27 protein-coding genes are annotated in these 26775 nt (G+C 70.4%); 13 read left to right on the top strand and 14 right to left on the bottom strand.

Features of this window, described 5'->3' with window-relative positions:
• Window positions 1-36 precede the first annotated feature (36 nt).
• A complete protein-coding gene (locus tag ACFXMF_RS03615) occupies window positions 37-1047 on the top strand; it encodes a helix-turn-helix transcriptional regulator (RefSeq protein ID WP_379992784.1) in 1011 nt (336 codons plus the stop codon).
• 62 nt (window positions 1048-1109) lie between these two features.
• Here the strand turns inward: ACFXMF_RS03615 and ACFXMF_RS03610 are convergent, their stop codons facing one another.
• The 7 genes from ACFXMF_RS03610 to ACFXMF_RS03580 all read right to left on the bottom strand — a co-directional run bounded on the left by ACFXMF_RS03610 (window position 1110) and on the right by ACFXMF_RS03580 (window position 7691).
• Complete coding sequence (locus tag ACFXMF_RS03610) at window positions 1110-2441, bottom strand: dicarboxylate/amino acid:cation symporter (protein WP_360311853.1); 1332 nt, start codon at window positions 2439-2441, stop codon at window positions 1110-1112.
• Window positions 2442-2943: 502 nt separating this feature from the next.
• Window positions 2944-3252, bottom strand: a complete 309-nt coding sequence (locus tag ACFXMF_RS03605) for a DUF4229 domain-containing protein (protein ID WP_379991018.1) — start codon at window positions 3250-3252, stop codon at window positions 2944-2946.
• A 119-nt stretch (window positions 3253-3371) separates the two neighbouring features.
• Window positions 3372-4442, bottom strand: coding sequence for an SUKH-4 family immunity protein (locus tag ACFXMF_RS03600; protein WP_379991019.1), 1071 nt, complete (start codon window positions 4440-4442; stop codon window positions 3372-3374).
• On the bottom strand, window positions 4435-4716 hold the full coding sequence (locus ACFXMF_RS03595; RefSeq protein ID WP_360311847.1) for a hypothetical protein: 282 nt from the start codon (window positions 4714-4716) through the stop codon (window positions 4435-4437). The genes ACFXMF_RS03600 and ACFXMF_RS03595 overlap by 8 nt, the downstream gene beginning before the upstream one ends.
• Window positions 4717-4947: 231 nt before the next feature.
• Window positions 4948-6111, bottom strand: a complete 1164-nt coding sequence (gene mqnE, locus ACFXMF_RS03590; protein WP_360311845.1) for an aminofutalosine synthase MqnE — start codon at window positions 6109-6111, stop codon at window positions 4948-4950.
• Between the two features lie 80 nt (window positions 6112-6191).
• The gene (locus tag ACFXMF_RS03585) at window positions 6192-7151 is read right to left on the bottom strand and encodes a threonine/serine dehydratase (protein ID WP_360311843.1); all 960 of its coding nucleotides are present in this window, start codon (window positions 7149-7151) and stop codon (window positions 6192-6194) included.
• Between the two features lie 81 nt (window positions 7152-7232).
• Window positions 7233-7691 carry an Lrp/AsnC family transcriptional regulator gene (locus ACFXMF_RS03580; protein WP_026219445.1) on the bottom strand — a complete coding sequence of 153 codons (459 nt, stop codon included), beginning with the start codon at window positions 7689-7691 and terminating at the stop codon, window positions 7233-7235.
• A gap of 180 nt (window positions 7692-7871) precedes the next feature.
• Here ACFXMF_RS03580 and ACFXMF_RS03575 point away from each other — a divergent pair, with 180 nt between their 5' ends.
• Window positions 7872-8006, top strand: a complete 135-nt coding sequence (locus tag ACFXMF_RS03575; protein WP_020556503.1) for a hypothetical protein — start codon at window positions 7872-7874, stop codon at window positions 8004-8006.
• Between the two features lie 191 nt (window positions 8007-8197).
• On the opposite strand, the gene ACFXMF_RS03570 is transcribed toward ACFXMF_RS03575, so the two are convergent.
• Window positions 8198-8860, bottom strand: a complete 663-nt coding sequence (locus ACFXMF_RS03570) for a UbiX family flavin prenyltransferase (RefSeq protein ID WP_379991020.1) — start codon at window positions 8858-8860, stop codon at window positions 8198-8200.
• A gap of 53 nt (window positions 8861-8913) precedes the next feature.
• Between ACFXMF_RS03570 and ACFXMF_RS03565 the strand changes: the two genes are divergently transcribed.
• From ACFXMF_RS03565 to ACFXMF_RS03555, 3 genes are all read left to right on the top strand, one after another.
• Entirely contained in the window at window positions 8914-9519 is a 606-nt protein-coding gene (locus tag ACFXMF_RS03565) for a rhomboid family intramembrane serine protease (protein WP_379991021.1), read from the top strand.
• A 90-nt stretch (window positions 9520-9609) separates the two neighbouring features.
• Complete coding sequence (locus ACFXMF_RS03560) at window positions 9610-10557, top strand: hypothetical protein (protein WP_379991022.1); 948 nt, start codon at window positions 9610-9612, stop codon at window positions 10555-10557.
• Window positions 10558-11112: 555 nt separating this feature from the next.
• Window positions 11113-11808 (top strand): DUF4232 domain-containing protein, encoded by a 696-nt coding sequence (locus ACFXMF_RS03555; protein ID WP_379991023.1) that lies wholly within the window; start codon window positions 11113-11115, stop codon window positions 11806-11808.
• A 72-nt stretch (window positions 11809-11880) separates the two neighbouring features.
• Here ACFXMF_RS03555 and ACFXMF_RS03550 read toward each other — a convergent pair whose 3' ends face one another.
• Window positions 11881-13656, bottom strand: coding sequence for an amidohydrolase family protein (locus tag ACFXMF_RS03550; RefSeq protein ID WP_379991024.1), 1776 nt, complete (start codon window positions 13654-13656; stop codon window positions 11881-11883).
• Between the two features lie 94 nt (window positions 13657-13750).
• On the opposite strand from ACFXMF_RS03550, the gene ACFXMF_RS03545 reads away from it, so the two are divergent.
• Entirely contained in the window at window positions 13751-14653 is a 903-nt protein-coding gene (locus ACFXMF_RS03545) for an IclR family transcriptional regulator (RefSeq protein WP_380020506.1), read from the top strand.
• Window positions 14654-14725: 72 nt separating this feature from the next.
• On the opposite strand, the gene ACFXMF_RS03540 is transcribed toward ACFXMF_RS03545, so the two are convergent.
• The 3 genes from ACFXMF_RS03540 to ACFXMF_RS03530 all read right to left on the bottom strand — a co-directional run bounded on the left by ACFXMF_RS03540 (window position 14726) and on the right by ACFXMF_RS03530 (window position 18961).
• A complete protein-coding gene (locus ACFXMF_RS03540; protein WP_360311829.1) occupies window positions 14726-15163 on the bottom strand; it encodes a PLD nuclease N-terminal domain-containing protein in 438 nt (145 codons plus the stop codon).
• 91 nt (window positions 15164-15254) lie between these two features.
• Complete coding sequence (locus ACFXMF_RS03535) at window positions 15255-16859, bottom strand: mucoidy inhibitor MuiA family protein (protein WP_379991027.1); 1605 nt, start codon at window positions 16857-16859, stop codon at window positions 15255-15257.
• A gap of 2 nt (window positions 16860-16861) precedes the next feature.
• Window positions 16862-18961, bottom strand: a complete 2100-nt coding sequence (locus tag ACFXMF_RS03530) for a DUF4139 domain-containing protein (RefSeq protein ID WP_380017749.1) — start codon at window positions 18959-18961, stop codon at window positions 16862-16864.
• A 113-nt stretch (window positions 18962-19074) separates the two neighbouring features.
• Here ACFXMF_RS03530 and ACFXMF_RS03525 point away from each other — a divergent pair, with 113 nt between their 5' ends.
• The 3 genes from ACFXMF_RS03525 to ACFXMF_RS03515 are packed head-to-tail and all read left to right on the top strand — an operon-like array spanning window position 19075 to window position 22053.
• Window positions 19075-20526, top strand: coding sequence for a menaquinone biosynthesis decarboxylase (locus ACFXMF_RS03525; protein ID WP_360311823.1), 1452 nt, complete (start codon window positions 19075-19077; stop codon window positions 20524-20526).
• The gene (mqnP, locus tag ACFXMF_RS03520; RefSeq protein WP_379989291.1) at window positions 20523-21437 is read left to right on the top strand and encodes a menaquinone biosynthesis prenyltransferase MqnP; all 915 of its coding nucleotides are present in this window, start codon (window positions 20523-20525) and stop codon (window positions 21435-21437) included. The genes ACFXMF_RS03525 and mqnP overlap by 4 nt, the downstream gene beginning before the upstream one ends.
• Window positions 21438-21483: 46 nt before the next feature.
• A complete protein-coding gene (locus ACFXMF_RS03515; RefSeq protein ID WP_379989290.1) occupies window positions 21484-22053 on the top strand; it encodes a DUF6879 family protein in 570 nt (189 codons plus the stop codon).
• On the opposite strand, the gene ACFXMF_RS03510 is transcribed toward ACFXMF_RS03515, so the two are convergent.
• Together ACFXMF_RS03510 and ACFXMF_RS03505 are read right to left on the bottom strand one after the other, a co-directional pair.
• Window positions 22054-22242, bottom strand: a complete 189-nt coding sequence (locus ACFXMF_RS03510) for a DUF397 domain-containing protein (protein ID WP_360311817.1) — start codon at window positions 22240-22242, stop codon at window positions 22054-22056.
• Between the two features lie 11 nt (window positions 22243-22253).
• Complete coding sequence (locus tag ACFXMF_RS03505; protein WP_360311815.1) at window positions 22254-23105, bottom strand: helix-turn-helix transcriptional regulator; 852 nt, start codon at window positions 23103-23105, stop codon at window positions 22254-22256.
• Between the two features lie 113 nt (window positions 23106-23218).
• On the opposite strand from ACFXMF_RS03505, the gene ACFXMF_RS03500 reads away from it, so the two are divergent.
• The 4 genes from ACFXMF_RS03500 to ACFXMF_RS03485 all read left to right on the top strand — a co-directional run bounded on the left by ACFXMF_RS03500 (window position 23219) and on the right by ACFXMF_RS03485 (window position 26709).
• On the top strand, window positions 23219-23491 hold the full coding sequence (locus ACFXMF_RS03500) for a hypothetical protein (RefSeq protein WP_379989286.1): 273 nt from the start codon (window positions 23219-23221) through the stop codon (window positions 23489-23491).
• A 5-nt stretch (window positions 23492-23496) separates the two neighbouring features.
• Window positions 23497-24357 (top strand): ATP-binding protein, encoded by an 861-nt coding sequence (locus ACFXMF_RS03495; RefSeq protein WP_379989285.1) that lies wholly within the window; start codon window positions 23497-23499, stop codon window positions 24355-24357.
• A gap of 49 nt (window positions 24358-24406) precedes the next feature.
• On the top strand, window positions 24407-24775 hold the full coding sequence (locus ACFXMF_RS03490) for a hypothetical protein (RefSeq protein ID WP_360311809.1): 369 nt from the start codon (window positions 24407-24409) through the stop codon (window positions 24773-24775).
• 227 nt (window positions 24776-25002) lie between these two features.
• Window positions 25003-26709, top strand: a complete 1707-nt coding sequence (locus ACFXMF_RS03485; protein ID WP_379989283.1) for a TerD family protein — start codon at window positions 25003-25005, stop codon at window positions 26707-26709.
• Window positions 26710-26775 lie beyond the last annotated feature (66 nt).

Raw genomic sequence — 26775 nt, 5'->3', positions numbered from 1 at the left:
CTGTTTCGGTCGGCCGGAGCCGGCAGACTGCGGCTCATGTTGGAAACCTCGGCGCGACTTCTGCGCATGCTCTCGCTCATGCAGACGCGGCCCGACTGGACCGGCCCGGAACTGGCCGAACGCCTCGGCGTGAGCGGGCGCACGGTCCGCTACGACGTCGAGCGGTTGCGCGGCCTGGGCTATCCGGTGCACGCGCGGCGCGGCGTGGTCGGCGGCTACCGGCTCGGCGCCGGCAAGGCGCTGCCGCCGCTGCTGCTGGACGACGAGGAGGCGGTCAGCGTCGTGGTCGGCCTGCGGATCGCCGCGGGCAGCGTCGTGGACGGCATGGACGAGGCGATGTTGCGCGCGCTCACCAAGCTCGACCAGGTGCTCCCGTCCCGGCTGCACCGCCGGGTCAAGGCACTGCAGAAGTACACCGTCCCGGTTCGCCAGACCGGTCCGGCCGTGGACATGGACGTGATGACCGTACTGGCCGGCGCCTGCCGCGACCACGAGCAACTGCGCTTCGGCTACAGCTCGCACGACGGCAAGGAGACCTCGCGGGTGGTCGAGCCCTATCGGCTCGTGCACCGGATGGGCCGCTGGTACCTGGTCGCGTGGGACATGAAGCGCGAGGACTGGCGCACCTTCCGGATGGACCGGATCACCCCGCGCCCGCCGCACGGACCCCGCTTCACGCCGCGCGAACTGCCCGCCGACGGCGACGTGGCGGCCTTCGTGAACCAGGGCGTGGAGAGCGCGCGCGGCCAGGTCCGGGCCCGGGTGCTGGTGCGTGCGCCGATCGCCTCGGTGGCCGATCGGGTGCCACCGGCCTTCGGCTCGTTCGCGGTGGTCGACGACGACACCTGCGTGTTCGAGACCGGGGCGTCCAGCATCGAGAACCTGGCCGTCTACATCAGCCTGTTGGACGCCGACTTCGAGGTCGAGGACCCGCCCGAACTGGTCGCCTACATCCGCCGGTTGGCCCGGCGCTACACGGGCGCGACCCCGGGCGCCGACCCCGACCCGGCGGGCGACGCGACCGCGCCCGCCGTCCCCGCGCCCTGACGCGACGGCGCCCCCGACCCCTTCGGCACGAGGGGATCGGGGGCGCCTGTCGAGCGGGAGCGTCAGACCGAGACCGGTTCGCGCTCCGCCGTCTTCTGGAGCGGGACGTGCGGCGCGGCCGGCTCGTCGGGCGCTTCCAGGTCACGCGGGTTGTTGTACATCTCCAGGTCCAGCGTCTTCTCGCGCGCCGAGACCAGGATCGGCACGACCACCTGCCCGGCCACGTTGGTGGCGGTGCGCATCATGTCCAGGATCGGGTCGATCGCCAGCAGCAGCGCGACGCCCGCCAGCGGCAGGTTCACCGTGCTGAGCGTGAGGGTCAGCATGATGATCGCGCCGGTGAGACCGGCGGTGGCCGCCGAGCCGATCACCGAGACGAACGCGATCAGCAGGTATTCCTTGATGCCCAGGTTCACGCCGTAGACCTCGGCCACGAAGATCGCGGCGATCGCCGGGTAGACCGCGGCGCAACCGTCCATCTTCGTGGTGGCGCCGAACGGCACCGCGAACGAGGCGTAGTCCTTCGGGACGCCGAGGCGCTCGGTGACCTTCTGGGTGACCGGCATGGTGCCGACCGAGGAGCGCGAGACGAACGCGAGCTGGATGGCCGGCCACGCGCCCTTGAAGTAGTTCAGCGGGTTGACCTTGCCGACCAGCGCGAGCAGCAGCGGGTAGACCACGAACATCACCAGCGCGCAACCGATGTAGATGTCGGCGGTGAACGTGCCCAGCGGCTTGATCAGGTCCCAGCCGTAGGTGGCGACCGAGGTGCCGATCAGGCCCAGCGTGCCCAGCGGGGACAGCTTGATGACCCACCACAGCGCCTTCTGGACAATCTCCAGGACCAGTTCGGCGCCCTTGACCAGCGGCTCGGCCTTGGCGCCGACCGACAGGATCGCGGAGCCGAGCACGACCGCCAGGAAGACGATCTGCAGGACCTTGACCTCGGAGAACGCGGTGACGATGTTGGTCGGGATGATGCCGGTGAGGAAGTCGAGCCAGTCACCGTTGGTCTTCGGCGCCTTGCCCGGGTCGGCCGGCAGCTTGAAGCCGTCGCCGGGGTTGGTGATCAGGCCGATGGTGAGGCCGATCGCCACCGCGATCAGCGACGTGATCAGGAACCACAGCAGTGTGCGCGCGGCCAGCCGCGCGGCGTTGTTGACGTTCCGCAGGTTGACGACGCTGACCAGGATCGCGGTGAACACCAGCGGCGGTACGGCCAGCTTGAGCAACTGGACGAAGATCGTGCCGATCTGGTCGAGCGTCTCGGTCAGCCACGAGACGCTGTACTCCTTGGCGATGAAGCCGAGGACCACACCGAGCACGAGGCCGGCGGCGATCTGAGCCGAGAAGGGGGTTCTCTTCAGGGACTTGAGTGAATCCACAGCAGACAAGGCAGGGCTCCTGAACGGGCACCGTGGGGACGGGGGTGGCGGTATGGAGCGGCCGTGGACCTGCGCATCAATTGGCACGAAAGTGCCCACAGGAAGAACTACGAAGAAGCGTTACACCGAGACTTCGCGCAGAACGGCCGCAGGAGGCCGGCGTGCGGGCGGTCGGGGGCGACGAGCGTGAAGGCGTCAGCCCGACGGGGGCACGGCGGCAGTCAGCCGCAACACAGCGCGGTGGCGCAACGGCCCAGGTCGACGTGCCGACGGGACACGAGCGGGAAACCCACCGCCGCGTCCGTCAACTGCGTGTCGCCTGCACCAAACATGAGAGTGAGGATAGCGACACTAAACCGATAAACGCAAAGAATTACGGAACGGACACCGCCGGACACCCACGGACACCGCCGGCCACACCTCGCTTAAGCGGCTTCCCCGACCTCGACAAGGCGGCGAAACCCCACGAAATCCCGGGCCCGGAGGCTCGGAGGCTCGCGAACTCGGCAGCCTAGGAGGCTTCCTTGGCGATCCGGGTGACCGGGGCGGCCACCGCCTCGTCCTCGGCGCGGTTGTCCTCGGCGATCCGCTGCTTCGCCCGCTGCACCCGCTCGTACAGCGCCTCGGACATCGCGTCCCGCTCCGCGTTCAGGAACTTGTAGCTGATCACCGCCGACCCGGCCGCCGCGACGGCGATCGCGATGAAGATGTTCCCTCTGCCATCCAGGTCGAAGAGCCCGAACACGACCATGACCACGGCGAACAGCGCGGCGAAGATGCCGAGTCGGTAGAGCGAGTAACGCAGCGTGGGATTCGACATGGTCACCTTCGGTTCCCCTGGCCAGAGCGGTACGTACGGGTGGCGGTCGACGCGAGTCGGGCCGTCCCCTCCAGTCAAGCATCCCGGATTCGGAGCGCGGAGCCGGGCCCCGCCACGCGTCACGGGCCGAGCCCGTGGACGCCGTCCAGGATCATGTTCTCCCAGTAACTGCTCGGCTCGGCCCACGCGAGCGGATCGACCGAGGACAGCAGGTCGACCACGATCGGCTCCCACACGTCGTGGATGCGGATCCCGAAGCGTTCGCCCTGCCAGCGCATCCGCCCGATCACCCACATGGTGAAGGCGAGCGTGGACAGATCGGTGTTGAGCGTGTCCATCCCCGGCTCGTCGGCACCGGTGTACCAGCGCCGAACCACCCCGGTACGACCGTCCACGAGCAGGTCGCCGTCCTCGCTGACATAGCCGAGCACGACCAGGTGCTCCGCGTCCGGCGGCGGCTCCGGTTCGTCGTCCCAGTCCGCCCGGCGCTCGGCGATCAACTCGGCCAGGGTCGGCAGCGGTTTGTCGTCGCTGCGCATGTCCAGGTACGCCCACGCGTCGATCAGCCCGATGTCGAGCAGGAAGCGTCGGGTCGGCTCGTGCACGATCGCGGCCGGCAGGTGCTGTTCCTCGTAGCCGGAGAACTCGTTCTCGTACACCAAGTCGAGCATCTCGGGCGTGATCCGCACCGCCAGGCCCTCGCCCGGCACCGCCGCCCGACGCAGTTGCCACAGTGCGAAGGAGGTGTGCCAGAACGAGTTCCGCGGATCCAGCTCGGGTTCGGTCTCGCCGAGCAGATCGATCAGTTCCTCGCCGGTGCGCACCGGGCCGCGACCGGTCCGGATCGCCTCCACCAGACCGGCGTTGCGCACCAGGGTGGACACATCCATCGACATCGGCTCCCGGCCGTGGGCCGACCGCTCCTCGGCGAAGACCCGACCGGTCGTGCCGTCGAGCAGCACCGCCCGGGGCGAGGTACGCGGCGAGCCGTACGCGCCGAGCACGATCAGTCCGTCCCGGAAGCCGCCCGGATCGAACCGGATCAGCGCGGCCTCGCGCGGCAGTCCGACCTCGGCCAGGAAGCGCCGGGTGGGCTCGTGCCCGACCTCGGGCAGGTCGTACCGGATCACCTCGGCGAACCACTCCTCGGCGTCCGTCCGGGTGAGCGGGATACGCAGTGCGTCAGCCATCCAGCAGCCCTCCGGGCTGATCGTCGAACACGTTCGGCCGGTAGGGGGCGGGCCCCTCGACCGTGATCGGATCCAGGGTGCCCGGCACGGCGGTCATGATCTCGGCCAGGCCGTCGTAGTCGCGGGTGAGCGCGAACTCGCGGTCGTAGGCCCGGACCCGGGTGATCATCCACGACGCGAAGGCGAGGGTGGACGGACCGGTGCCGACCGCGAACGGCTCCGGGCCGACGTCGCGGTACCAACCGCGGACCCGGCCGTCGCGCGCGGCCGGCACCGGGTCGATGTCCCGGACAACGCGCCGATCCGCACCTGGCACCACGCGTCCGGCGGCGGTGGACGATCGTCGTCCTCGTATTCGTCCAGGTCGCCGGCCACAGCGGATACAGCCGCAGCAGGGCCGATGCGCCCGCCGTCCCCGCCTCCCGCAGGAATCGGGCGGCGGCCGCACGCGCGGTGTCCCCCATCACGCCCTCCCCCGTGCCCTACCGATGTCGCCGGTGCGAGATCAGAGCTTCATCGGCTGCGGCACGTCCCGCCGGGCCGGGTCCGGGCCCTCGTACTCGCGCAGCGTCTCGTAGCGGGTGTTGCGCTCGACCGGGCGGAAGCCGGCGTCGCGGATCAGCTCCAGCAGGTCGTCGCGGGTCATCTTGTTCGGCGTGCCGAAGTCGTCCGCGTCGTGGGTGATCTTGTACTCCACGACCGACCCGTCCAGGTCGTCCGCGCCGTGGTTGAGCGCGAGTTGCGCGGTGGCCAGGCCGTGCATGACCCAGAAGCACTTCACGTGCGGAACGTTGTCGAACATCAGCCGGGAGACCGCGAACACCTTGAGCGCCTCGGCGCCGGTGGCCATCTCGGTCCGGGCCTGGAGCCGGTTGCGGACGATGCCGTCCTTGCTGTCGTGGAAGTCGTGCTGGTAGCGCAGCGGGATGAAGACCTGGAAGCCGCCGGTCTCGTCCTGGAGTTCGCGCAGCCGGATGACGTGGTCGACCCGGTGCCGGGGCTCCTCGATGTGGCCGTAGAGCATCGTGCACGGGGTCTTGAGGCCCTTGGAGTGCGCGAGCCGGTGGATCCGCGACCAGTCCTCCCAGTGCGTGTCGTGGTCCACGATGTGCTGCCGGATCTCCCAGTCGAAGATCTCCGCGCCGCCGCCGGTGAGCGACTCCAGGCCCGCGTCCATCAGTTCGTCCAGGATGTCCGACGCGGACAGGCCGGAGATCTTCTCGAACCAGTGGATCTCGGTCGCGGTGAACGCCTTGAGCGCGACGTTCGGCAGCACCTCCTTGAGCGCGCTGAGCGACCTCGGGTAGTAGCGCCACGGGAGGGTGGGGTGCAGGCCGTTGACGATGTGCAGTTCGGTGATCCCGTCCGGCTCCATCTCCTTCGCGAGCCGCACGGCCTCCTCGATCCGCATCGTGTACGCGTCCTTTTCGCCCGGCTTGCGCTGGAACGAGCAGTAGGCACACGACGCGTTGCACACGTTGGTCATGTTGAGGTGGCGGTTGACGTTGAAGTGGACCTTGTCGCCGTTCTTCACCGTCCGCACGTGGTGCGCGAGCCAGCCGAGCCACGCCAGGTCGTCGCTCGCGTAGAGCGCGATGCCGTCCTCACGACTGAGGCGCTCCCCGGCAAAAACCTTGTCCTCGATCTCCTTGCGCAGGCCCGCGTCCATGTGTCGGCACTCCCTCTAGATCTTCTCGTTTGCCGCTGCACGACTCGTACGAGGTTACGCCCGGTGTGCCGGGCGTCCGCTCAGGCCATCACCTCGGCGTACAGTGCCGGGTCGACGTTGCCGCCGCTGACCACGGCGACGTGCTCGCGGCCGGCGGGCAGCGCGTCCTTGCGGAAGAGGTAGGCCGCGGTGGCCACCGCGCCGGCGGGTTCGGCGACCAGCCGGGCGCGTCGACCCAGGAAGCGCATCGCCTCGCGGATCTGCTCCTCGGTCACCGTGACGATGTCGTCCACGTACGCCTGGATGTGCGCGAACGGCAGCACGCCGACCGAGGTGGTGCGCAGGCCGTCGGCGATGGTGCGGTAGGTGTCGGCGGTGGACCACGCGGTGCGCACGCCGGTACGGAAGGACTCGACCGCGTCGGCGGCCAGTTCCGGCTCGACGCCGATCACCTTGGTGCCCGGGCTGGTCAGCTTGACCGCGGCGGCGATGCCGGAGATCAGGCCGCCGCCGCTGACCGGGACCAGCACGGTGTCCGCGGTGGGCAGGTCCTCGACGATCTCCAGGCCGGTGGTGCCCTGGCCGGCGATGATCCGCGCGTCGTCGTAGGGCGGTACGAACGCGTAGCCGTGCTCGGCGGCCAACTCGCCGGCGGCGGTGTCGCGCCGGTCCGGGGTGACGATGACCACCTCGGCGCCCAGCGCGCGGGTGGCCTCGATCTTGACGGTCGGTGTGGTGTCCGGCATCACGATCACCGCTCGGGCACCGAACAGGCGGGCCGCGTAGGCCACGGCCTGCGCGTGGTTGCCGCTGGAGTGTGCGACGACCCCGCGCGAGCGCTCGGCGTCGGTCAAGGCCGCGATCGCGTTGTACGCGCCGCGGATCTTGAACGCGCCGATCGGCTGGAGGCTCTCCGGCTTGAGCCACAGCGGTCGGTCCGCGTCACCGTGCAGGGACGGCAGCAGCGGGGTGCGTACGGCCGTGCCGGCGATGCGTTCGCGTGCGGCCCGAAGGTCTTCGAGAGTCACCAGGTTCGTCATGTCCGCCACCCTACGAGGGGATCCGGGCACGTCGAGGGGGTGCGGTGGGCCCGCGGACCGTCGTGCACGCCGACCGTGCGGCTACTCCGTCGGTTCGGGCAGCTCGGCCGCGCGGTACTCCCATTTGGTGGAGAGCACCACGGTGGTGCGGGTGCGGGCCACGCCGCGGGTGCCGGACAGGCGCCGGACCACGTTCTCCAGCCCCTCCATGTCCGAGACCCGGACCTTGAGCATGAACGAGTCGTCGCCGGCGATGAACCAGCAGTCCTCGATCTCGTCCAGGTCGCGCAGTCGGCGGCTGACGTCGTCGTGGTCGGCCGCGTCGGAGAGCTGGATCCCGATCAGCGCGGTCACCCCCAGACCGAGCGAGACCGGGTCGACGGAGGCCCGGTAGCCGGTGATCACGCCGGCCTGTTCGAGCCGGTTGATGCGATCGGTGACGCTCGGGCCGGACAGGCCGACGAGTCGGCCCAGCTCGGCGTACGAGGCCCGTCCGTTGCCGCGCAGCGCCTGGATCAGCTTGCGGTCGACGGCATCCATGTCCGTTTCCTCCAGGTAATCGATGGTGTCCAGCGGGGGGCGTTCAGGGGTCTGCGACATGGCGAAGGTGCAAACCCGGGTCAAGCCTGTAATTCATTGGACGATTCTGATTCTAACCCTTAGAATCAAAGGCATCGGGAGCTACAAGCCTCCGATGACGATTCGTGGGGAGACGACACCGTGTACACCCTGGAGATGGCCCGCGCACACATGCAGGAACTGCATGCCATTGCGGAACGCTCACGTGCCACCCAACCGTCGAACACGCTCAAGCGTGTGAAGCGTCTGGTCGGCCGCCGCAAGTCCGGGCGCTGATCGCCCGGCAGATCCGGCAAGACCGCCAAGGCTCCCGTCACCACGGGGGCCTTTTTGGTCTCTCCGGGTTCGGTGTCCTCGGGTTCGGTCTCGCCGAGTTCGGTCTCGCCGGGTGTGGTCTCGCCGGGTGTGGCGTCTTCGCGTTCGGTCTCTTCGGGCGAGGGTGATGACCGGTGGTCTTCGGCCGCGCCTCACCCGGCCGCCTCGCGTCGGGCGCCGCCCAGTTCGCCGTCCCACCGTCGGTAGAGGGTGTGCGGGACACCGAGTACGTCGAGCGCCTTGCCCGCGACGAAGTCGACCAGGCGCTGCACGTCCTGGGCGCCCGCGTAGAAGGCCGGGGACGCCGGCAGGATCACCGCGCCGGCGTCGTCGAGCCGGACCAGGTGGCGCAGCGTGGTGCCGGTGAGCGGGGTCTCGCGCGGCACCAGGACGAGCGGGCGACGCTCCTTGAGGGTGACGTCGGCGGCGCGCTGGAGCAGGTCCTTGGACAGGCCGATCGCGATTCCCGCGACCGAGGCGGTGCTGGCCGGCACCACGACCATGCCCTTGGCCGGGTACGACCCGCTCGCGGGTCCCGCGCCCAGATCGCCGGCCGCCCAGTAGCGGACGCGGTCCAGCAACGCGTCGTCGAGCCCGGTCCACGCGGCGAGGTCGGCGCGCCAGTGCGCGTCGCGGAAGGCGATGCCGGTCTCGTCGAGCAGGGTCAACCGGGCCGCCCGGCTGACCACCAGGTCCACCTGCTCGCCCGCGTCGAGCAGCCCGCGCAGCACCGCCGCGGCGTACGGCGTACCGGAGGCTCCCGATACGCCGACTATCCACGGACGTCGTCCCGTACTGTCCCGCTCCTCGTCCATGGCTCCTATTGTGGCTTCGTAGCGGTACTGCCAACCGCAGGGGAGGGGTCTGCATGTCCCGCATATCCGTGTCGGGAGTCCGCGACGCGGCCCTGGTCACCGCAGTTCTGGTCGGCGCGATCTGGGTCGTGCAGCTGATCAACTACACGACCGACGACTCGTTGCTCACCCACGGCGTCACCCCTCGGCGGGCGGACGAACTGCCGGACGTACTCAGCGCGCCGTTCCTGCACTTCGGCACCGGACACATCGTCTCCAACACCTTCCCGCTGATGTTGCTCGGTTTCCTGGCCGCGCTGCGCGGGATCACCCGCTTCCTCGCCGTACTGCTCACGATCACCGTGATCGGCGGCCTCGGCGTGTGGTCGACCGCACCGGACAACACGAACACGGCGGGCGCGAGCATCCTGGTCTTCGGGTTGTTCGGCTACCTGATCGTGCGGGGGTTCGCCGATCGGCGGGTGCTGGATGTGCTGATCGGCTTCGGCGTGTTGGGCTTCTACGGCAGTTCGTTCGCGATGGGGGTCACCCCGCTCGCGGAGGGAGTGTCCTGGCAGGGCCACCTGTTCGGGCTGATCGGCGGCGTGGTGGCGGCCCTCGCCTTCCGCCGTCGACGCGATGTGTCACAGCTCTCGCCCGCCGACCTGCCCATCGGGTAATGCAGTGGACGCGACTGCATACCATTTCGGTAGACGCTTTACCAGGCTTCCTCACCACGCCTTTGCTCGTCCTCGATCGGGAGTTCACCTGTGCATTCGCTTCGGATATCCGCCGCGGTCCTGACCGTTCCGCTGGTCCTGCTCGCCGCCGGCTGTGGCGAGTCCTCCTCGGGAGACCCGCTCAAGCCCGCGGCCGCCGGTGGCGACGCGCTCGACCCGAAGGGTCCGTCCAACGAGGGCCTGACCGTGGAGGCGCTGTCCAAGCAGGCCGAGACCGGCTTCAAGGACCTCACGAACCTGCGCATCGAGGGCACCGGAAAGATCTACGACCTCCCGATCGGCGTGGACATCCGGGTCGGCACCGCCGAGCAGGCCGAGGGCCGGGTCACCCTGCAGGACAAGGCACTCGAGCTGATCGCGGTCGACAAGACCACGTACATCAAGATCGCGCCCGGCACCGTCCAGACCGTCCTGGACCTGGGCAAGCGGGCCGAGGCCGCGTCGTCGTCCGGCGCACCCGAGTCGGCCGAGGACAAGGCGCTGGGCGAGCAGTTCACCAAGATGTTCGCCGAGGGCGCCAAGCTCGTCGAGGGCAAGTACATCAAGATCGGCGGCAACGAGGCCGGCAAGCTCGGCCAGGACCTGCTCAAGGGCGGCACGCCGTCGCTGGACGGGCTGTTCGGTTCGGATTCCGACTCGGGCGACTCCGCGGACTCGTCCGACGAGCCGCCGATGACCAAGGGCCCGACCACGGAGATCAACGGGATCAAGGTGATCCCGCTGATCTCCAAGGACGAGGACGGCACGACCGTGACGATGTACGTCGCGGCCAACGGCAAGCCGTTCCCGGTCCGGTTCACCGCCGACGACAAGAGCGACGGCACCAACGAGGTCACCCTCGACCTCAAGTACTCCAAGCTCCCCGGCGGCGTCTCCCCCAAGGCCCCGGCCCCCGGCGACACGGTCGACCTCAACGGCCTCCTGAAGACCTTCGGCGGCGGCCTGGAAGACATGTTCGGCGAGGACAAGACGGCCTGACCGACACCGCCCCCTTCGCGCCCGGATCGCACTCGGGGGCGTGAGTCACCACCGTTTCGAACGGGCCTGCCCCGTTGCTCCCTGGGGGCAACAGGGCAGGCCCGTTTCGCAGTTCGACGCAACCCCCGAAGCCGCAGCGCACCCTCCGATACGCCGCCGACCCGGCGCCCGACGGCGACGTCGGCCGGCCCCTGAGCCAAGTCGCCTACAGCAACCCGGATTTCCCGGGCGAGTCCGCCCACCACGTGCTCGGCGTCGGGTCGTACTCCCGGGTCCGGTCGTTCACGCGGCGGCCGTTCCGGCTACGGCCGAAGCCCGGCACGCGCAGGTCCCGCAGGGCGCATACGAACGGCGCGATGCCACTGAAGCCGCGCCGACGAGGTTGCCTCGCGTTCCGTTCCGGCATTCCAGGGTGGTTGTGTCGTCCCTGGTCAGAGGGCGTTTCGTTGTTCCGGTGTCCCCGATTGCGGGCCGGCTGTGGTGGCCGGGACGGGTTGCGGCGCAGGCTCGGGGTCGTTCCGGCAGCACACCCGAAGCTCGAAGGGGATCGACCGCATGTTCGGCATCCGTACCTCCCGCACCCGTCTCGTCGGCGCCGCCTCCGTCGCGCTGGCCGCGTTCCTGTTGACCGGGTGCGACACGGGGGACGACAAGGCCCTCGCCCCGGCCGCGAGCACGCCGCCCGGGGCTCCGTCGGCCGCCGCGTCGGGCCCTCCGGCCGCGTCGCCCGCCGCGTCCGTTCCCGCCTCGCGGCCCTCGTCCTCGAACGGCAAGCCCGGCCCGGCCACCACCCAGGGCCCGGCCGGTCGGCCCGACTCCGGGGGCGCGGTCACCTGCGAGGGGTCCAACACCAAGACCGTCGCGGCGCCGCTGAATCGGCCGATCAACCACATGCTGCTCACCGTCACCAACACCGGCGGCAAGACGTGTTACCTCTACGGTTCTCCGGCCGTGCGCTTCGGCGAGGCGCAGTCGGTGCCGCCCGTCATCGAGGAGTCGAAGCCGCAGGCGGTCGTCACCCTCGAGCCGGGCGAGTCCGGTTACGCCTCCGTCAATCTGTCCGCCGCCGACGGCAGCGGCGGCGAGGGCCACACCGAGAACTCCCTGACCGTGTATTTCCACGGTCCCTCCGGCAACGAGAGCGTCGGTTCGGGTGCCCACCCGTCGCTACCCGCGAAGGGGGCCTACGTCGACGGCTCGCTCAAGGTCACGTACTGGCAGCAGTCGATGGACGACGCCGTCACCTGGTAGGCCCCCGGGTGCGACACGGCGCGGGGATGCGGAGCCCACCGGCCCCGCACACCCGCGCCCGCCCGTGCGATCTCAGCGCGCGCCCCGCACCAACCGCCCCGGTCGCGCACCGGTGTCCACGCCGGCCCGCCGCGTCACCTGCCCCGCCACGATCGTGGCCACGTAGCCGGTCGCCGCCTGGAGCATGCGCCCGCCGCCCGCCGGCAGGTCGTGCACCATCCGCGGGCGGTGCAGCGTGAGTGCGTCCAGGTCGATCACGTTGAGGTCGGCGCGCTTGCCCTCGGCCACCACTCCGCGGTCGGAGAGACCGTAGAGGGCGGCGGTGTCCATCGTCTGCTTGCGGATCAGGAATTCCAGCGGCAGCCGCTCGCCGCGGGTGCGGTCCCGGGCCCAGTGGGTGAGCAGGAAGGTCGGCTGCGAGGCGTCGCAGATCATCGAGCAGTGCGCGCCGCCGTCGGCCAGGCCGAACACGCTCGCCGGGTGGGTGAGCATCTCCCGGATCGCCTCGTGGTCGCCGTCCGAGTAGTTGAACATCGGGACCATCAGCGTGGTCCGCGCGTCGTCCGCCAGTTGCAGGTCGTACAGCGTCGACAGCGGGTCCTCGCCGCGCGCCCGGGCGATGGCCACCACCGTGCGGTCCGGCAGCGGCTCGTAGTCCGGGACCGCGTCCATCGGGTACATCCGGTCCAGCATGAACTGCATCGCCAGGTTGACCGAGTCGCCCGGGACGTTCGGGTCGCTGGGCAGGTCGGTCTCGGCCAGGATCGCCGCCTTGACCTCGGGCCGGGCCAACTCGGCGGCGAACGCCGCGTCGTCCAGTTCGCCCGCCATCCGCCGGTCGTCGATCGCCCGGAACGTCGGTCGCTTGCTGAACGCGTTGCGGGTGCCGAACCCGGTCAGCATCCCGAACGGGCGGCCCGCGATCTGCGGATGCAGTTGCGCACCCGCCTCGTTCGCGGCCTGCGACTCGGCCATCAGCTCGCGCCACAGCTCGGGGGCGGCGTTGACCTGGAGCAGCGCGAACGAGACCGGCATGCCGATCTCGGCGGCCAGCCGGCGCATCCAGGCCACCTCGGAGGCGGGCTTGACGATGTCCTCGCCGGACGAGCCGGTCGGGGCCAGCTCGAACACGGCCCGCCCGCCCGCGGCCATCGCCCGGCCCAGGCCGAAGAGTTCGTCCTCGGTGGCGAACGTACCGGGCACCGGTTCGCCGCCCATCGCCTTGTGCGCGACGGTGCGCGACGTGGAGAAGCCCAGCGCGCCGGCCTCGATCGCCTCCTTGACGATCACCGCCATCGCCTCGATGTCCTCGGCCGTGGCCGGTTCGTTGCGCGCGCCGCGATCGCCCATCGCGTAGGCCCGGACCGCGCCGTGCGCGACCTGGACGCCGATGTCGGCGGAGAAGGTGCGCTCCTCCAGCACGTCCAGGTATTGCGGGAACGTCTCCCAGCCCCACGTCATGCCCTCGGCCAGCGCCGTCCCGGGGATGTCCTCGACGCCCTCCATCAACCGGATCAGCCAGTCCTCGCGGCCCGGTCGCACCGGTGCGAAGCCGACCCCGCAGTTCCCGGAGACCACCGTGGTCACGCCGTGCGAGGTGGACGGGTCGAGCACCTCGTCCCAGGTGGCCTGGCCGTCGTAGTGGGTGTGGATGTCCACGAAGCCCGGCGTGAGCAGTTGCCCGGCCGCGTCGATCGTCTCGGTCGCCTCGCCCGCGAGCGCCGGGTCCGGGCCGTCGTGTCGGCGTACCGCGACGATCAGGCCGTCCCGGATCCCGACATCGCCGACGAAACGATCCGCGCCGGTGCCGTCCACGATCGTGGCGTTGATGATCTTGAGGTCGTACATATGAGCCTCCCCGGTAACGTGGGCCGACCGTACGGCTGCGCATTGTGCGAGTCAATATGCGCACTATGCGAAATGATCCAGTAGGGTGCCGAGCATGGCCCCACGACCGTCACCACAGACCGACCGACTCGTCTCCCTGATCGACGCGATCGCCGACCGGCCGGCCGAGGGGCTGACCCTGTCCGAGATCGCCCGCCACCTCGCGGTGAGCCCCGCGACGTGCCACCCGATGCTGGCGAGCCTGACCTCGCTGGGGTGGTTGATCCGGCATCCGACCCGGCGCACCTACCGACTGGGTCCGGCGCTGGTGGCGGTCGGCCGGGCCGCCGCGCGCGGGCTCGGCGTGCTCGACGTCGCGCGCCCGATCATGGCCCGGCTGCGCGACGACACCGGACTGTCCTGCCTCGCGATGACCCCCGGCGAGCACCACGTCGCGATCGCCGAGGTGGTCCGCGCGCCGGGGCCCGAGGTGCACCGGTTGCGGGTCGGCGCCCAGGCGCCGATCACCCCGCCGCTGGGCATCGGCTACGTGCCCTGGGCGGACGAACAGACGGTCCGGCGCTGGCTCGACGAGGCGCACGACCCGGCCGCGCGGGCGCGGATGGCGCGCGCGATCGACAACGCGCGGCGTCGGGGCTTCGCGATCGAGCTGGTCACCGACGTGGAGACGCGCCTGGGCGCGACGCTCGGCGAGTTGGACGAGCACCTGGAGGGGCTGGACACGCTGGGCGCGGGCGCGTCGGCGGCCCGACTGCGCACGCTCCTGGAGGAGATCGCCGCCGAGATCGGCGGCTCCGACGGGGGACAGATCGACGAGCTGGAACCGGAGCGGGACTACCGGGCGGGCGCGATCAGCGCACCGGTGCACGACGGCGACGGCGACCTGGTGCTGATCCTGAGCCTGCGCGGCTTCGCGCCGCGCACCGACGGGCAGACGCTGGAAAAGACCGGCCGGCTGCTCGCGGAGGCGGCGGCCGAGGGGGCCGCCGCGACCTGAGCGAGGGGCACACACGAAAACCGGGCGGGGCGCCGATGCGCCCCGCCCGGTCGGATCGCCGAGGGATCCGGCTCAGTCCTTGTCCTTCGCCCGCCCCTCCGGGTTGTCCTGGTCGGGGCTGCGCAGGTCGTCCTCGCGGTGCTTGAGGTCCTCTTCCCAGCGCTTGAGCATCTCCGCCTGATCCTCGGCGGCGCTCGGCTCGCTGGGCTTGCGGTTGTCCTTGTTCAACGAGGCGAGGAACTCGGGGTCGTCGTCCGGGGCCATCTGCCGTCCCTGGCCACGCCCGCCGAACCCGAAGCCGCCGACCCCGCCGGGGGTGTACTCGCGCTTGGGGCGCCCGGCGACGAACCAGCCGATCGGGCCCAGGAAGACGGGCCAGAAGAACAGGATGATGAAGACCCAGGCGATCTTGGGCAGGCTGCGGACCTTCTGCTCATCGGTGGTCAGGCAGTCGATGAACGCGTAGATCCCGACGGCCAGGGGCAGCAGAAACAGCAGGACCCTGATCATGTGGCGGTCTCCCAGGCAGTTACTCGGCGCTCGGTACTCGGATGCGTCTCCCATCCAGCGTAGACGGTCGGCTCCATGAACACCGGACGGCTCACAAGCCGGTGACCTTGCCCGAGGCGTGCAGTTCGTACACGAGGGTGATCCGACGCCGTTCGCCCGCCGCCAAACGCACGTCGTAGCGCACGATTCCCTGCTCGTCGACCGCGTCCGGCGCCGGCTCCGACAGGTCGCCGCGCACCTTGACCTCGACCGCCGACACCTCGGACACCGGGACCCGCTCGCGCAACACGACCGCCCCGGGCGGCTCCGCGTCCGGCGCGCCGACGTGCGAGAGGAAGACGGTCACCGTACGGGTGACCACCGTGCGTCCGGTGAGCGAGGCCGTGTTGCGCGACTCGGTGACCTCGCGCACCACCCGGAAGTCGTCCTCGCTGCCGAACGGCAACCGGACCTCCTCGCCCGGCGCGGCGAAGTCGAGCTGCCCGCGCCCGGTGTACCCGCTGCCGCGGACCAACTCCACCGGGCCCGCGAGCAGCGCGTGACCGGCGTCGTTCGCGAAGCGCACCACCTGGCTCACGAAGTGCGACAACTCGGGCGAGCAGGCCGCCTCGGGCTCGCACGTCGTGGTGAACGTGGTCAGCCGGATCCGATGCGGGTGCCCGTCCGAGGGCACCTCCACCGGCGTCGGCGCGGCCAACACCCGAACCTCGCCGCCGTCGTCGACCCCGGGCAACTCGGCCGTACCGCCCGCGACCCGACCGACCGCGGCGATCTCCTCCTCGCGCAGATCCACCTCGACCTGCTTCTTCTCCACCTGGGTGCGCTCGCGCAGGGTGAGCCGGTCCTCGACCAGGCTCGGCGGGCGGGCAGCCAGGGTGGGTCGCGCCGTGGACAGGGACAGTGCGACGCCGGCCCAGTCCTCGCCGGTGCGCTGCCACACCACCGCGTCGCATTCCACCTCGATCGAGCGGCGATCCGGCGCGAGCGTGGCCCGATAGGCGGGCCGCCACAGCGCGCACGGCACCAGGTGCACCACCCGCAGCTCGGCCGAACCGGCCCGCTCGGCCTCGATCACCACCTCGACGCTCGCGGTCAGCTCCCTCGGCTCCTGCTCGGCCACGCTCAGCGCCGCCCGCGCATCGCGCAGCCGGCGCTCCACCGAGGACTGCTCGTCGGCCAGGACGTGCAGCTCGGCGTGCCGCTCCTCGGTCTCGGCCGAGAGCCGGTCCAGCTCGGCGGCCCAGCGCTCCGGTTCGGCCGTGCCGAAGCCGGTCTGCTCGGCGATGTCGCGGCGCAGTTCGGTCCGCGCCTGGGCGATCAGCGTGAGCCGGGTGTGCAGCCGGTTCGAGTGCCGGGACAGCGCGACGCCGCGCTCTTCCAGGTCGTGCACGAGTCGGCGCAGCTCGGAGGCGTCCGGACCGGGGCCGGTGGCCGGGCGAGGGGTGTATTCGCGGATCACCCGCGCGTCGATCGCGGTCGCGGTGCCGTCGTCGGCGACCACCTCCACGCGCAGCGACCGGTCCACCGCGAGCGGGGTCACCGGGCCGACCAGCACCCGCTGGACGCCCTCGGTCACCTCGATCCGGCCGGACCGGGTCACCTGGGCCCGGTCCTCCAGGCAGGTCACCGCCGTGATCGGCAGCGCCTCCGGCTTGCGTTCGGCCGGGGTGCCCTGTTGCAGAGTCGGCTGAGTCACCGTCAGACCCTCCTGTTGCCGCCGACCACGGCCTTCGCTGCCGGGATCCGGATCTCGTAGCCACCGGTCAGGTTCTTCCGCTCGCCGGCGGCGAGCTCGACATGCCACACCCGCGCGCCCGGGACGTGTCGCCCGTCGCGCAACTCGGTGTCCTCCACCCAGCGCGGCGCGCCGGCGTGCTCCTCGATCCTGACGTCCTTGTCGTCGGTGACCGGCACCCGCTCCAGGATGTCCAGCCGGATCGACCGGCCGAGGTGGTTGACCGCCTCGATCTCGATCCGGTGGTCGAGCACGGCCGTACCGCCGCGCAGACCCGCCGTCGACTCGCGCATGTGCGCGTTGCGCGAGACCTGCACGCTCTCCACCACGCCCACGCCGACCCGTTCGCGCGCACCCGGCGCGAGCGTCGGCAGCGGCACGGTCATCAGGAACTCGCCGGCCACCGAGACGTCCGCCGGGCCCGCGAGCAGCGCGTGTGCCGACGCGTTGGCCAGTACGACGGTGCCGAACACCGCGTCGTCCAGCGCCGGCACGCAGACGAACTCGGGGTCGAGACCGACCTCGATCTCGCACACCGGGATGGTGTGCCACACCCCGTCGGCGGCCACCTCGGCCGGCGCCGCGGTGTCGAAGCGATAGTCGAAGGACCCGGCCGCGTCGCGGGGCGCGTGTGCGTGCTCGGGCAGCGCCAGTCGGGTCACCGTGTCGGCGCGCCGGCGGTACTCCAGCGCGGTCCCGCCGGGCGCGTACGGCGCGGGGCGCAACCGGCCCCGGGTCGCCGCGTCGTCGGCGTCGCGCAGTTCCAGGGCCGCGTAGTCCAGCAGGTCGCTGCCCGGCTCGTATTGCTCCACCGGCGCGGGTGCGCTCTGCGCGATCGGGTCCTCGTCGGCCCCCACGTCGAAGCGGGCGAGTTCGAACGCACCGCCGGGCGCGGCCGGTGCGGCCGGCGCGGCGGCCCCGATCCGGCGGGCGCGCCGGGCCGCGGGGGCGGGGCGCGGGGGCGGCGGCGGGGCACCGTAGCCGCCCGCCATCGGCGGGGCCGGGGAGGTCACCGGCATCGGGGCCGCCGGCAGGCTCAGGTCGAAATCGGCGACCTCCTCCGCCGCGAACGCGCCCCCGGCGGCGCTCGTCCCCCGTACCTCGGACGACTCCTTGGCCGCGGCCGGCCGCGGGCGCCGCGCCCGGCTCGCGTCGTAGCCCGCGAACAGTTCGGCCAGGCCGGTCGGTGGCTCGCGCCAGCCGGCGTGCGCGGGCGCGGTCTGCCGGCGGCCCAGGCGCAGCGACTTGAGCTCGGGCAGGGCGGTGCTGCGGGCCAGGTCGGCGGTGGACAGGCCGAGCCGCACACCGGTCCAGTCCTCGCCGGTGCGCTGCGCGACACAGGCCCGCATGACCAGCGTGCCGCCGGTCATCGCCGCGTCCAGCCGCAACTGGTACATCGGCGCCCAGCGCGCGCCGGGCACGTGGTACTCCACGGCCAGCTCGACCGCGCCCGCCTCGCCGGTGTGCTCCAGGGTGACCACGGCGGTGCCGAACACCTGGGCCCGCTCGGTGCGCTGCGCCCCGGACGCGGCGTTCAGCCGGGCCCGGTAGACCTCGGTGTCGCGGATCGCCTCGCGCAACCGCTCGTCGCACGCGCCGATGCGCTCGTACAGCGCCTGGGCCCGCTCGTCGGCGAACGCGGCCAGCTCCAGCAGCGCGGTCACCGGTGCGGGGCGCGGCGGATCACCCCGTCGCACGGAGGGCGGTACGGCCTCCAGCCCGGCGATCTCGGCCAGTTCGCCGGCCAGTCGCTCGCTCTGCGCGCGCAACGCCCGAACCCGCGACTCGGCCGCCTCCAGGTCCAGCAGTACGCCCGGCAGGTCCCGCTCCTCGACCACCTCGACGTCGACCACGGGCCGGATGTCGGTGACCCGGACACCCGCGCCGCCGCCGACCACCCGCGCGCGCAGCCAATCGCCGTACGCGGTGAGCGGGAAGCCGGTGACCCGGACCCGGACCGGACCCGGTGGGCCCGCCGGCAGGTCCACCTCGCAATTTCGTACACACACCGCCCCCACGGCGTGAACGACCACCGAACGCAATTCCGAAGCGACCGTGAGCATGTACCCCTCCTGCTCGTCCGTGCGCGTCCCTGCTCGGCACGGGGGGACCAAGGTAGCCCGACCGGCCGGGTGCGCGTGCGGCCGCGGCGAGTCCGTATCGGATACTGGCACGCATGGCATACGGGACCTTGCGCGCTTTCCTGAAGGCACTGGAGAAGCGTGGTGAACTCAAGCGCGTACGCGCCGAGGTCGACCCGCATCTGGAGGTCGGCGAGATCACCGATCGGGTGAACAAGGCCAAAGGCCCGGCGCTGTTGTTCGAAAACGTCAAGGGCAGCTCGATGCCGCTGGCGATGAACGTCTACGGCACCGACGAGCGCATGCTGATGGCGCTCGGGCTGAGCAGCTACGACGAGCTGTCGGACAAGATCGGCGGCCTGCTCAAGCCGGAACTGCCGCAGGGCTTCACCGGGATCCGCGAGGCGTTCGGCAAGCTCGGTTCGGTCGCGCACATCCCGCCGAAGAAGATCAAGGACGCGCCCTGTCAGCAGGTGGTCCTCAAGGGCGACGACGTCGACCTGGACACCATCCCGGCGCTGTTCACCTGGCCCGAGGACGGCGGCTCGTTCTACAACCTGGGCCTGACCCACACCAAGGACCCCGACTCGGGGGTGCGCAACCTGGGTCTGTATCGGCTCCAGCGGCACGACAAGCGCACCATCGGCATGCATTGGCAGATCCACAAGGACAGCCGCAACCACTACCAGGTGGCCGCCAAGCGCGGTGAGCGGCTGCCGGTGGCGATCGCGTTCGGTTGCCCGCCGGCGGTGACGTACGCGTCCACCGCGCCGCTGCCCGGGGACATCGACGAATACCTCTTCGCCGGCTTCATCGGAGGTCGGCGGATCGAGATGGTCGACTGCGTGAGCGTGCCGCTCCAGGTCCCGGCCGAGGCCGAGGTGGTGCTCGAAGGCTGGTTGACCCCGGGCGAGATGTTGCCCGAGGGCCCGTTCGGCGACCACACCGGCTTCTACACGCCGCAGGAGCCGTTCCCGGCGCTGACCATCGACTGCGTGACGATGCGCGAGAAGCCGCTGCTCCAGTCGATCGTGGTCGGCCGGCCGCCGACCGAGGACGGCCCGCTGGGCAAGGCGACCGAGCGTTTCTTCCTGCCGCTGCTCAAGATCATCGTGCCCGACATCGTGGACTACGACCTGCCCGAGGCGGGCGGCTTCCACAACTGCGCGATCGTCTCGATCGACAAGAAGTACCCCAAGCACGCGCAGAAGGTGATGAGCGCGATCTGGGGCGCGCACATGATGTCGTTGACCAAGCTGATCGTGGTGGTGGACGCCGACTGCGACGTGCACGACTACCACGAGGTCGCGTGGAGGGCGTTCGGCAACACCGACTACGCCCGCGACCTGCTGCTGACCGAGGGGCCCGTGGATCACCTCGATCACGCGTCGTACCAGCAGTTCTGGGGCGGCAAGGCGGGCATCGACGCGACCCGCAAGCTGCCCGAGGAGGGCTACACGCGCGACGGCGGTTGGCCGGAGATGGTCGTGTCGGATCCCGAGACCGCCGCCAAGGTGACTCGTCGTTGGAAGGAATACGGACTGTGACGTCCGCCGCGCTACCCGCCCCCGGAGCACCCTCGGAGGTGGGCCGGGTCAAGGCGTTCCTGCGCCTGGTACTGATCGAGCATTCGGTGTTCGCGTTGCCGTTCGCCTACATCGCGGCCTTCACCGCGATGTACGAGACGAACGAACGACTGCACTACCGGGAGCTGTTCCTGGTCACCGTGGCGATGGTCGGCCTGCGTACCTTCGCGATGGCCTGCAACCGGATCATCGACCGCGAGATCGACGCGCGCAATCCGCGAACCGCGACCCGGGAGTTGGTCACCGGCGCGGTGTCGGTGCGGACCGCGTGGGTCGGCGCGCTGGTCGCGCTGTTCTTCTACCTGGTCGCCGCCGCGCTGCTCAACCCGCTGTGCCTGGCGCTCGCGCCGGTCGCGGTGATCCCGATGGTGATCTATCCGTACGGCAAGCGCTTCACCAACGTCCCGCACGCGATCCTGGGGGTCGCGCAGGCGATCGGCCCGATCGGCGCGTGGTTGGCGATCACCGGTTCGTGGTCGTGGCAGGCGGTCGTACTGGGCCTGGCGGTGGGCACCTGGATCGGCGGCTTCGACCTGATCTTCGGCTGCCAGGACGTCGCGGCCGACCGCGCGCACGGCGTCAAGAGCGTGCCGGCCAAGTGGGGCATCGCCGCCGCGCTGAACGCCTCGAAGATCACCCATGTGGTGACCACGCTGCTGTTCATCTGGTTCGGCGCCCTCACCGGCGCGGGCTTCTTCTGGTGGCTGGGCCTGCTCATCGTCGGCGCGGCGTTCGTCTACGAACACTCCCTGCTCAAGCCGGACGACCTGTCCAAGCTGAACCGGGCCTTCTTCACCACCAACGGCTTCATCGGCATCGCCCTGTTCGTCTGCGCACTGCTGGATCTGGGCGTGCGAGGGCTGCGGCCGTAGGCCGGTCTTCGGGCTCGGGTGCGGGCTTGCGCGACGGCGGGAGCCGGTGGAGTCGAGGCCGGTTGCTCCGATCGCGCGGGCGCGCAACTTCGCGCAACCAGGTGGCGGGTCGGGCGGCCGGCCCCGCGCACTCGGTGAAGGTGTTCCTTCGCGTCGGGGCGGACGCGATCCGAACTCCCGCTTCGCATATTGCGGTTCTTCCCGGAGGTGGACGGCACCGGTAACGACTCCGACGCTCGACGAGTTGTTGAGCTCGGTTCGAAAGCGGGCCTGGCACCTGGAGATGCGGGACGACTATGCCGGTACGTCCCCGGCGTTCGTGGCCTGGCCGGCGGGGTTTGCGTACGATCGCGGCCCGGCTGATCGGGCGTGGCATGCCCTGGTGGGCTCGGCCATGGCGCATGGGGCGCAAGTGCGCAGGGCCCGGATCGTGTCCGAGCCGATCGGGGACTACATCCGATACGAGCACGAGGCGACCCCGGCGGCGAACCTCGCGGCCGGCGAAGAGGTTCGGTGGCTGCCGCGCCGACATACCGCCCCACCTGAGACCGTCGACCAGTACGTGGCCGCACCGGAAGCCGCCTCGCCTTCGGGTGGGGCGGCTTCCTTCGGGTGATCAGGTGCGCTTCAGGTCGGCGATCAGGGCCGACCAGGGCCCCCGGCCTGCGCGAATGATGCCGGCGGCACGGTCCTTGCTGTCGCGGATCGCCATCCCATTGTTTGCTGTGGGCGCTATTTCGACACAGTCGTTGGTGGGGCCGCTGCGCGAGGACTTGCGGAAAGGGCCGGCGATGTCGGGCTGCATTCGATTCGCTCCTAAAGCTCGGCGATGACCTGGTTGATCAAGGTCAGGGAATCAGCAGGGCTCTCCGCTGATGACCGGAGGTAGTCGAAGGTCAGGATGTGGTCCGCAACCTCGTTCTCGCCCTCCAGGTAGTTCGACGATGTCAGGTTCTCAAGGAACACCACATCGGGGGCGGGCGGTGGGAACGCGAAGACGACGAATGGCCTTGCCACACAGGCGATTTCGCCCTTCTTCGTCTTCAGGACCTGGACAGTGGTGGTCGGCCGTGCGACGAGTTCGGAGAGGTGCGCGAGTTGGGCACGCATCACGTCACGACCACCGACAGGAACCCGGAGCGCCGGCTCCCAGATCACCGCCCAGAACCGAGGTGGATCGGGCCGGTTCATGACGGCGTTCTGCCGCTCCATGCGGACTTTGACGAGTTGCTCGACCGTCTCCGGGGTGGTGGAGGCCGGGTTCGCAGCCGTGATTGCTCGGGCGTAGTCGACCGTCTGGAGCAAGCCGGGGATCAAACTCGTCTGCCAGGTGCGGATGTAGGACGCCTCGGCTTCGAGCCCCACAAAATCCTCGTACGGCTTCGGCAGAGTGTCACCGTAGTCGCGCCACCATCCACGTCGACCGCTCTGGCGCGCCAATTCGAGCAGAGCATCGCGAGTTGCAGCGTCGTGCACCGCGTACATATCGAGTAGCGCTCGGACATCGATCGGTCGTGCGGCGACGGATCCGGTCTCTATCCGCGAGATCTTCGGCCGCGAGCACTCAAGGTGAGCCGCAGCCTCATCAGTCGACTTGTTTGCAGCTTCGCGGAGTCGTCGCAGTTCAGAGCCCAGTTGTCGCGCTCGGATCGTCGGTCTGGCCGGCATGGCACCCCCAATTTTCGGCAACAGTCTGCCGCGTCGTCGTAACGTATCGCCACCATGTGAATGGTGCACGTGTGCATCTGTAACGGTTGAAGGTGCACGCGTGCAGGAGTAACGTGAGCATTCAGGCACGAAGGGTAGCCGTCCTGGTCGTTTCGGTGATGGTCGAATCGGGAGGCGCCTTGATGGTCCAACCGTCGTCCGCTCGAACCGAAGGTTTGCGCGTATTCGTCAGCCGCCCGTCCGAATATGGCCTCGTTCTTGCGTTCGGGTCCATGCACTGCCCACGTCTCGAAGAACTGTCCGAGGCCCGAGCGATGACGCTTCTGAAGCATCTCGCCGGCGCTCTCGGGCTCGCCATCACCGCACCGACTCCAAGGTTGAGGTGACACACATGACCGATGTCATCCGATTCGCCCTCAAACCAGACGTACTCTTGGCCCGCCGACACCATGAGACCGGCACGATCACGGTCCCCCTCATCGTCCACGAAGAAGACGGAGACCTCAGCGGCTCCGATACCCCTGTGTTGACGCTCACCAAGGCTCAGGCCGAGTTCCTGACCATGGGTCTGATTTATGCGCTCAACCAGGCGTCTACCGCCGAAGAAGAAGCAGCCCCAAGCGCAGAGTTCGCCCCGGTGTCTGCTCGGGCGAGGGCCATATGCGAAGCGCTCTCGCCATCGTTCGGAGAGGCCCAGACGTCGACGGTGCCCGTAGTCGTGAAATCCCCCGTCACCGTGTCGCGATCGTTGCCCGCAATCGCGCAGTCGGCGCGGACCGCGCGGCACCTCGTGTGGGAGGTGTGCGACGGGATCGGGATCGGCGGGGATCGGCGGACCTATGTCGGGCTGATGGTCACCGAGTTGGTGGTCGAGGCGCTCCGCCACGCGCCGGCCGTGACCTCGTACGTACTCGACATCACGGGCGCGCTCGCCGATGGCCACCCCGTCCTGTGCGTGGAATTCCGCGAGGTCGGCCTCGATCGTCCACCGCACCGCCTGCTCGAACACGGCCGCGGCCTGGCCATCGTCCGGGCGCTCGGCGTCGAGTGGCCGCACCACGAGTGCGGGTGGCTGACTCCGAAGGAAGGCCCGACATCGTGGTTCATCGTCGGCGACACCACGCCCGAACACGCCCGACTGCTCAGCGCGGAACACCTGTTCAACCTGCGCGGCCTGGAGAACATGCACCACATCACCGAAGCCGCCGTCGGCACCACCCTCCGCCCCATCCATTGGGGGTGTGATCACTGAGCCGCCGACCGTCCGTCGGCCGCCCGATCCGGGGAAGGCAAAGGCAATCGTGAGGACCGACCCCCATCCCGGCCCCGAGTCCTCGGCCGACGAGTCGTTGTTCCCCGTTCCGCCGGTGTGCGAGCAGGCGTTGCGGGCGGCGGTGGTTGCGCTCGACCCGGCGGCGGCGGGTCGGTTCGAGGAGGATTTCCGGGCCACCTGGCGAGCGGCCGTGCGGGCCGACAGCACGGCTCCGATACGGGCCTTCCTGCATCGCTGGGCGGTGTTCGTCGCGTTGCGGCGGGTGCCTGCCCGGGCTCGGCGACTGCGCGAGCTCGAACGAATGGTCACGGACGCGGACACCCTCGCCGCCGCTCGCCCCGCGGTGGCCGAAGTCGCCGCGATTCTGACCCGGGCCGCGCACGAGGCCACCGGGTGAGCGGCCTCCGCGCGGGCCCAGGTGCGGAGAGCCGGGGCCCGTGCGGACAGTTGGACCGGGCCGGCTCCCACAGCTCCGGCCGGCGGACTTCCCGCACTTCAGGGACCCTTCGTCGCCTTGAGAATGCCCACGATCCGGTACCGATCCGCGCCGGCCGAAGCCACAGGGCGGATCGCCGCATAAGGTCTCGGCGGGGGACCGTGTCGGCTCTGGGGGGTTGGTCATCGATGACGCGTGTCGTGTTGACGACGGGCGCGAACGCGCCGCTCGGCGACGAGGTAGTCGAGGTCGTCGTGTCGTGGGAGGGGCGTGCGGGTGTCGACGTCTCGGCATTGCTCCTGACTGCCGATCATCTGGTGCGCGGTGACGCGGACTTCGTGTTCTGGAACAACCCCGCGAGCCCCGACGGTGCGGTCCGACTCGCCGACGGCGGGCGGTTGACCGTGGTCACGAGCGCGGTCGCCGCCGACGTGGCGAGCCTGGTCGTGGTGGTCGCGGCCGACGGGGAAACGGGCGCGGACACCCTCGCGGACGTCCACGGCCTGCAGGCGGTCGTGGGCGGGACGCTCTACCGGCCCGACGACCTGAACCGGGGCCAGACCGCGGCCGTCCTGGTCGAGGTGTACCGGCGCGCGGACGCGTGGAAGGTGCGCGCGGTCGGGCAGGGCTACGCGAGCGGTCTCGCGGGCATCGCCACGGACTTCGGAATCGAGGTCGCCGAGGAGCCGGACGACACGCCGACGGCCGGCGACCTCGCGGTGGGCTTCGCGATCCCCGACGCGACGGAAGTACCCCCAGGCTTCGCCGCCCCCGCCGCCCAGCCGGCACCCGTCGCCTTCGCCCCACCCGCCGCACAACCACAACAGCACACCCCGGGGCCCGAGTTCGCCACACCCCCGGCCGCCGCAACCGCTCCGGAGTACGCCACCGGCTTCGCAACACCGGCGCCCACACCGGCCCCCGTCGGGTTCACCCCACCGCCGGCCATCGCACCGCCCCCCGCCCCGACACCCGCCACCCCACCCGCCTCCCCGATTTCACGGGCCCTGTCCCGGCTGCGTCGCCGCCCGAGCGCCCCCACGCAGCCGACCCCCACCCCGGCACCCGCACCCGCACCCGCACCCGCACCCGCACCGATCACCACGTCCGTACCCACCACGTCGTATCCGCCGGCGACCCCGCACGCCCCCGCCCCGAACGTCGCCACCCCGCCGAACATGACCAAGCCGTCGCTCGGCGCCATCAAGCTGACCAAGAATCAGAGCGTGTCCCTGCCCTGGGACGGCGACCCCGACCTGGTGATCACGGCGGCGCTCGAATGGGACGGGGGCGCCGGGTACAACGAGTTCGACGAGGCGGACCTCGACCTGTACGCACTGTTCGTGCCACGCGTCGAGGCGGTGCCGCCGAGCTACGAACGAATACCGACCAGGGGCGCGGTCTACTACCGCGACTTCGGCTCGACGACCGCCGAGCCGTACATCCACCTGGACGGCGACGCCCGCAGCCCGGGTCGCGAGGTGATCCGGATCACCCGCCCCGACCTCCAGGGCCACGTGCTGATCTGCGCCTACAGCGCGATCACCAACGGCAGCGGAAGCTTCAAGTCCTACGGTGCCAAGGCCGTCGTCGACGACGGCCGAGGCTCGGTCGTGACCGTGCCGCTCCTCGACGACAACGCCGGCGGTTACTGGGTCGCAATCACGCTGATCGACTTCACCACACCGCAGGGTCCGACGGTCCGGCACGTCGAGCGCTACTCCGAGCAGGGCGAGGAACGCCCGATGCTCTACGCCGACGGGCGCTTCGCGATGAGCATGGGGCCCGTCGAGTTCAAGGGCGACGACAATGCCATCCACGAGTTCGAATGGGAAATGATCCTGGATCGGGACTACCACCGAGACATCAGCGAGGGCCGCAACCTCTACCCCTGACGAGCCCCGGCAGCAGCCGAGTTCGCCTCGAAACGGCGCTGCCCCGCCGCCCCGGCAAGGGGGCGA

The organism is Embleya sp. NPDC059213 (assembly GCF_042754445.1).
Lineage (GTDB): Bacteria > Actinomycetota > Actinomycetes > Streptomycetales > Streptomycetaceae > Embleya.
Note: the sequence above shows the minus strand (reverse complement) of the source record. Positions and strands in the feature narration are given on the sequence as shown.